At 37.0% G+C, this 5,299-nt stretch carries 5 protein-coding genes; all 5 read left to right on the plus strand.

Annotated features, from left to right (window positions below):
• Window positions 1–162 precede the first annotated feature (162 nt).
• On the plus strand, window positions 163–1,092 hold the full coding sequence (locus tag ENL20_05140; GenBank protein HHE37941.1) for a hypothetical protein: 930 nt from the start codon (window positions 163–165) through the stop codon (window positions 1,090–1,092).
• Window positions 1,093–1,221: 129 nt separating this feature from the next.
• Window positions 1,222–1,953 carry an ABC transporter ATP-binding protein gene (locus ENL20_05145; protein HHE37942.1) on the plus strand — a complete coding sequence of 244 codons (732 nt, stop codon included), beginning with the start codon at window positions 1,222–1,224 and terminating at the stop codon, window positions 1,951–1,953.
• A 208-nt stretch (window positions 1,954–2,161) separates the two neighbouring features.
• On the plus strand, window positions 2,162–2,653 hold the full coding sequence (gene tnpA / locus ENL20_05150) for an IS200/IS605 family transposase (protein HHE37943.1): 492 nt from the start codon (window positions 2,162–2,164) through the stop codon (window positions 2,651–2,653).
• 136 nt (window positions 2,654–2,789) lie between these two features.
• Complete coding sequence (locus ENL20_05155; GenBank protein HHE37944.1) at window positions 2,790–3,605, plus strand: metal ABC transporter permease; 816 nt, start codon at window positions 2,790–2,792, stop codon at window positions 3,603–3,605.
• Between the two features lie 398 nt (window positions 3,606–4,003).
• Window positions 4,004–5,080: a butyrate kinase gene (gene buk / locus ENL20_05160; protein HHE37945.1), complete on the plus strand. Its 1,077-nt coding sequence runs from the start codon at window positions 4,004–4,006 to the stop codon at window positions 5,078–5,080.
• Window positions 5,081–5,299: the final 219 nt, after the last annotated feature.

The raw sequence follows: 5,299 nt of genomic DNA on the forward strand, positions 1-5,299 counted from the left end.
TCATTTTGTTTGCAGCAATTGCCGTAAAGTTCAGTGTTTGGATTACTGCAATTTTGAGGTTATCAAAAAAACAGTTCAGGAACAGTTAGATGCTCAAGTTGATGAACATTCTTTACATATTGAAGGATTATGTTCTGACTGTCAAAGAAGGTAGAGGAGAATATGAAATTTTTTTTTATTGGTTTTTTAATTATAACTTTGTTTGTTTTTTCTGCTTGCAGTAAAGCGGTTGAGAAGAAAGAGAAAGAGAGAATTTTCGTCAGTATTCTCCCGCAGAAATATTTTGTGGAGCGCATTGCCGAAGATAATTTCGATGTTCAGGTTATGGTTCAACCCGGTCACAATCCGGCAACTTATGAACCGACTCCTCAACAAATGGTCGAGTTAACTCAAACAAAAATATATTTCAGCATCGGAGTTCCGTTTGAAGAAAGCTGGTTACAGAAAATTCAGGAAACAAATCAGGGAATGAAGATCATCGATACCAGAAAGGGGATTGAGCTTTTAGAAATGGTTTCCTCAAGAGACCTATTGATCAGGATCGGAGTTGAGAAAAAAATTATGGAACATAAAAAAGCGACCGAAATTATTCCTGAAAAAGATCCTCATATCTGGTTAAGTCCGTTATTAGTAAAAATCCAGGCAGAAAATATTTTCAATGAACTGGTAATCTCAGATCCGGGAAACAAGGATTTCTATCATCAAAATTTAAAAAACTTCCAAAAGGACTTAGATAAAATCCATAATGAAACCGAAGATATTTTCAGTAAGATCGGAAAAAAAGAATTTCTGGTTTTTCATCCTGCCTGGGGATATTTTGCCGACGAATTCGGGCTTACACAAATTCCGATAGAAATACAGGGAAAAACTCCCAATCCAAAAGAATTATCTGCACTTTTAAGTTTTGCTAATTACAAAAACATAAAAGTGATCTTTGTCCAGCAACAATTCAGTTCCAGAGAAGCGGAAGTTGTGGCGGAAGCGATCAAAGGAAAGGTGATCAAGATCGATCCCTTAGCGGAAAATTATCTGGAAAATTTACGAGTTATATCTCGTAGTCTCGCAGAAGGTTTGGCTTATGATGTGGATTAGTAGCCAACAACTTCAGTTGTGGGAATCAATGTACCATAAACAAAATTAACCGTTATAACGGTTTCGAGTCGTCGTTAATCGTCAAATACTGTTTGACGCTTTCCTTACAACTCGAAGGTTGAAAATACAATGATCAATGCTGTCGAATTCAAAGATGTTTCCTTTTCTTATAGGAAGCAACCTATTTTAAGTAATATCGACTTAATCATCGAGAAAAAAGATTTTATGGCAATTTTAGGACCGAATGGCGGTGGTAAAACGACTCTCCTGAAATTAATACTCGGTCTATTGAAACCTGACAAAGGAACTATTTCCATTCTCGGAATGAATCCAATTCCAGCCCGTCAAAAGATCGGCTATCTTCCTCAAGCAGGTGAATTTGATAAAAATTTCCCGGTAAATGTCATCGAAGTTGTGATGATGAGTGATTTGAAGTTAAATTCTGTTTTTCCTAAATATAAAAAACAGACAAAGCAAAAAGCTCTGGAAATGTTGGAATCAGTGCGCATCAAAGATTTAGCAGAAAAGAATTTCGGTGAACTTTCCGGCGGACAGAAACAACGCACCTTGATCGCCAGAGCCTTGATGACCGATCCTGAAATTCTGCTGCTCGATGAACCAACTGCCAGCGTTGATATCACGATCGAAAAAGATATTTATGAAACTTTGAAAATTATTAATGAGACTAAAACGATAGTGATGGTTTCGCATGATATTGGATTTGTTTCCTCTTATGTGAATAAAGTTACCTGTTTGAATGTCTGTTCCTGTACGCACCGGATCGATGAGATCAAGGGAAGTTCCATTATGGATGTTTATAATGGTTCGATCATGACGCTGGAGCATGAGTGTAAGTTGTAAACCTGTCATTCCGAGAAGTCCTTATAATGGCATCTTACGAGGAATATTGGTAGAACATGTTAAAGCCAATATCCTTCATAAAATCAACAAGGAGAGATTGTTGGGATGACAAAAGTTAGTAATTAACCACCAATCTTCAGTTGGTGGTTTTAAAATGAAGTAATATAGAAGGAAAACCGTTTTAACGGTTTTAGAAAGGGAGAACAGAATGCCCAAACACTCACTAAAAATCTGCTGGTTTCATATCATCTGGTCAACGAAAAACAGAATTCCTTTCTTTCAAGATAAAAAGAAATGTGTTCAAGTTACAAAAATTATTAAAAACATCTGTCTTGAAAACAATATATATTTCAAGATTGGTCATATAAATCCTGAACATATCCATATTTTAGTAGATCTTCCTGTTGATTTGACTATTAAGAGAATGATGCAGTTGATCAAGGGAATTTCTTCACATACTATCAATGAATCTTTGATGTTTAAACAGAAATTCTCATGGGCGCGAGGGTATGCCGCTTTTTCTGTATCTGAAAGTCAATTGGATAAAGTTATCCACTATATAAAAAATCAAGATGAACATCATAGAAGGATGAGTTTCCGGGAAGAATGGGAATTGTTTTGTCGTAAATACTTGGAAACCGTTAAAACGGTTAAAGTTGCAACCTCCAGCAAAATCCCACCAGATGAATCTGGTGGTTAATGACTTCCTGTCATCTAATGCTTCTGTTATCGTGAGTTTATCGAAGTGTGAGAGGACAAGGTTAAAAAGGACTCCATGTTTTGACAGGCTCAACATGACAAGAGAATTTAATATCAAAGGAAAATCAGGATAAGTTATGCAAGATTTTTTCACAGCATTATTCCAGCACACATTTCTGCAGAATGCAGTACTGGGAGGAATTCTATCCAGTATTGTCTGCGGGATCATGGGAACATTCGTAGTCATAAAGAGGATAGTTTTTATCAGCGGCGGTATTGCTCATGCCATTCTGGGAGGAGTCGGGATCGCTTATTATCTCGGCATCGAACCGATCATCGGAGCATTTGTTTTTGCGATTCTTGCTGCTGTTATTATCGGACTGGTAAAACTGAAAGCAAAACAGCAGGAAGATACGGTTATCGGAGCTTTATGGGCGATTGGAATGGCTCTCGGCGTAATTTTCATATACCTGACTCCCGGTTACAATGTCGATCTGCTGACCTATCTTTTCGGAAATATTCTACTGGTTTCCCAAACAGATATCTGGATCTTGATCGTCTTGAATGTCTTTATCATCGGAACAGTTATTATCTTTTATCGTCAATTCCTGGCGATCACATTTGACGAAGAATTCTCCCGTCTGCGGGGATTACCTGTTGATTTCCTTTATATTCTGCTTTTGATCCTGATCGCACTGACCATTGTTGTTTTGATCCAGATCGTGGGACTCATCCTCGTGATCGCTCTCCTGACCTTACCTGCTGCCATTTCTTTTCTTTACTGGAAGACTCCTGCTTCTATGATGTTGATGGCGGTTATACTGGGACTGATCTTCACTTTTATTGGCATTTATCTTTCGTTTGAGATGAACCTGCCCTCCGGAGCCACTATTATTCTCATTTCCGGTTTAATGTACTTGATAGCAATGAATGTGAAGAGAATAAACTTCTGATTGTCACCAACACACCCAGAACATTAAGAAAGTCAGTATCTATACGAACGATTAAATTCGATTGCTTGACATATAAATGTCGAAACTAAACTTCTTCGAGATTTCACGAAAGGAGATTTTCAGGGGGATTTCTTATGAGTAAGAAAATAAAACGAGATTATAGAAGAATAGTCGATGAAATTAATTTAATAGATGAGCGCATGATAAATGTTATCATATCTTCAATCTTTTCTTCAAAATAATAAAAAATTTCTCTAATTCCATAAATATTTCAAGTTTCAGAAAGAGATTGGATTAATACCCAGAAATTTGGTTATTATAATTTGGATTTAAAAAACATTTGACTATATATTTGTTTCAAAAAAAAAGAGCAAAAAGAAATTAGAAGGAGTCTAAATATGAAATACCGGGTTCTGGTGATAAATCCAGGTTCGACCTCCACCAAGATCGCAGTCTATGATGATGATAAAGCTTTATTCACGCAAGTTCTTCGTCATCAGGCAGAAGAAATTGCTCGATTTGGTGGAATTATCGAACAGTATGAGTTCAGGAAAGATCTTGTTCTCAAAGCAATGGAGCAAAATGATATTTCTCCCTCAACCTTAGATGCTGTTGTCGGAAGAGGTGGTTTGGTTAAAACTGTAGTTGGCGGTACTTACAAGGTAAATGATATCATGCTGAAAGACCTGCAAAATCCTAATTTATGGGGAAGGATCCACGCTTCTAATCTGGGAGCATTTATTGCCAAATCAATTGCAGATGATCAGAATATTTCCGCTTATATCGTGGATCCGGTAACTGTTGATGAATTTCCTGAAATAGCTCGTATTTCCGGTATTCCTGAAATCGAGAGGAAATCGCTGTTTCATGCTTTGAATATCAGATATACTGCTCATAAATTAGCGAAACAACTGAATAAAGATTTTCACAACACCAATATGATCGCCGTACACATGGGAGGTGGAATAACTGTTGCCTGCATCAGGAATGGAAAAGTGATCGATACCAATAATGCTCTTCTCGGAATGGGACCATTTTCTCCGCAAAGAGCAGGAGCCTTGCCTATCGGAGATTTACTTGAATTAGCATTTTCAGGAAAATATACAAAGAAAGAACTGTTAAGTAAACTTGCTAAAGAAAGCGGATTGCTTGCCTATCTCGGAACAGATAATGGAATCGAGATTGAAAAAAGAATTCAAAACGGGGATAAAAAAGCTGAACTTATCCTGAAAGCAATGTGCTATCAGACGGCAAAGGAAATGGGAGCTTTTGCTGCTGTATTGGAAGGAAAAGTCGATGCGATCTTCCTGACCGGCGGACTTGCCTACGACAAATTTATTGTCGATGAGATCACTAAAATGACTGGATTTATAGCTCCTGTGCATGTACTTCCCGGAGAAAATGAGATGGAAGCTCTCAGTCAGGGAGTGATCAGAGTCCTGAAAGATCTGGAAGAAGAGAAGATATATAAATAATTAACATTTCCCACTTGGATTTATGAAAATTGAATATCTATAAACTGCGTAGCAGTACTATCTTTGTAATAAAATGCGTTAGCATTTGGCAAATGACAAAGACAATATATCTCGTAGAAGCGACATTTAAACCTGTAAATGATGATAAATATCACTGCGATGCAGTTTTTTAAGAAAAGAGAGTTTTCAAAACCAAATGCTAACGCATTTTATTACAAA

The organism is Candidatus Cloacimonadota bacterium (genome assembly GCA_011372345.1).
In the GTDB taxonomy this organism is placed as follows: Bacteria; Cloacimonadota; Cloacimonadia; order Cloacimonadales; family TCS61; genus DRTC01.

Coding starts and splice junctions, on each gene's coding strand:
- ENL20_05140 (HHE37941.1), top strand. CDS start 163: ATGAAATTTTTTTTTATTGGTTTTTTAATTATAACTTTGTTTGTTTTT.
- ENL20_05145 (HHE37942.1), top strand. CDS start 1,222: ATGATCAATGCTGTCGAATTCAAAGATGTTTCCTTTTCTTATAGGAAG.
- tnpA (HHE37943.1), top strand. CDS start 2,162: ATGCCCAAACACTCACTAAAAATCTGCTGGTTTCATATCATCTGGTCA.
- ENL20_05155 (HHE37944.1), top strand. CDS start 2,790: ATGCAAGATTTTTTCACAGCATTATTCCAGCACACATTTCTGCAGAAT.
- buk (HHE37945.1), top strand. CDS start 4,004: ATGAAATACCGGGTTCTGGTGATAAATCCAGGTTCGACCTCCACCAAG.